1 pseudogene is annotated in these 1,669 nt (G+C 68.5%); it reads right to left on the minus strand.

What is annotated here, in order from left to right:
• Positions 1–20: 20 nt before the first annotated feature.
• Positions 21–1,669, minus strand: a pseudogene (locus ACTWP8_RS38130) (ISAzo13 family transposase); the annotation flags it as partial.

The following is a 1,669-nucleotide window of genomic DNA, read 5'->3' on the forward strand; positions in this document are numbered from 1 at the left end:
TCGTTAGGGCTCGCAGAGAATCAACATGCGGGTTTGATCTTCATCGGGGGCTGGCTGCTGTACTTGTCGAGGTGGGCGGCCACGTCCGTTGGGGTGCGGAATCGGGCGGTTGAGGGCGGGAACGCGTGCTCGGACAGTAGGGGCCGTACCTCTTGGACGGCCCGCGTGAGCGTGCTGCGGGTGACGCCGAAGAGCCGGGCGAGCAGTTCGTGGGTGCCGATCTTGCGCAGGCAGAGGACGGCGGCCAGAATCCGGTCCGCATCGGAGAGCTTGTCCTTGGCGCCCGCGCCTGGCGCGCGGAGTCGCTCACCGCCCCGGCGTTCGTGGCGCAGCCGCTCACGTTGGTGTGCCAGCGCGGGGTCGACGAGTTGACCAAAGCGTCCAGTTGCGAGATGGCCATGCCGGTCAGCTCCGGGTCGCGGAGCAGAGAGGTGTCGAGCCCGTCCGGGCACCCGGGCTGCTCGGCGACGATCGCGGCAGCGGCTTCCGATCCTGCCTCGCAGCCGGGGGCCGGCTGGGGCCCGCCAGGGTGGAGCGTGTAGTTCCAGTCACCGTGGAAACGGTGCCGGCTCATCGGCAGGGCATCGATCTCGTCGTCGGTGACCTTTACGCCGGTGTCGTAGGTGCTCGGGTCGAGTTCGGCGTGGACTCTCAGCCCGGTGCGGGTGGTGGTCGCCGCGATGCTCTTCACGATGACTTCGTGGCTGGTCAGCGGCCTGCCGCGCCAGTTCATGCTGATGTGGGAGAACAGCCGGTGCTCCACCTTGTTCCACTTCGATGTCCCGGGCGGCAGGTGACAGACGGTGATTGCCAGGCCCGTCTGACAGGCCAGAGCGGCGAGTTCGCTCTTCCAGGCGCGGGTGCGGTAGCCGTTGGAGCCGCCCGCGTCGGCGGTGATCAGCAGACGGGTGGCGTGTGGGTAGTCGTGGCGGCCGCGGACCTGCCACCAGCGGCGGATGGAGGCGACAGCGAACGCGGCGGTGTCGTGGTCGGTGCCGACACTGACCCAGCCGGTGTTGGCGCCGATGTCGTAGATCCCGTACGGGATCGCCTTGCCCGGCCCTTGCCGGTCCAGGAAGTCATGTGTCTTGACCAGCACCGGCTCACCCTCGGGCCGCCACTGACGCCCGGCATTCTTGTAGTCGCCGACCAGCTCTTTCTTCTTCGTGTCCACGCTGATCACCGGGTCCCCGGCACCCATGTGGTCCTTGGCATGGTCATTGATGTAGTGGAACTGGGCGTCACGATCGGGATGTTGCGCGCCTTCGATGGTCTTGGCGTTGGCCTGCAGGCTGAAGCCCTCCTCCCGCAGCAGGTCACCGACCGTGTCCGCGCTCACCTTGTGTCCTTGGCAGGTGAGCTCGGCCGCGAGATTCCGGGTCGACTTCGTCGTCCAGCGCAGCGGCGACATCGGATCCCCGCGCACATCCGGCTCGACTAGTGCCAGCAGCGCCGCCCGCAGACCCCGATCCACGTCCGCGGTCCTCTTCCGCCCGCCGCCAGGTCGGCGAACCCGGCCCAGCGGTTCCTCGCCGGCCTCCAGTTCGTCCATACCCTTACGCACCGTTGTCTCGCTGACTCCAGCCGCACGCGCGACCGCCCGGATCCCGCCATGTCCCAGGACCCGGGCCTCGGCCCCCATCAGCAGCCGCCGCTGTCGCTCGTCCAG

Source organism: Streptomyces sp. 7N604 (assembly GCF_052245475.1).
GTDB lineage: Bacteria > Actinomycetota > Actinomycetes > Streptomycetales > Streptomycetaceae > Streptomyces.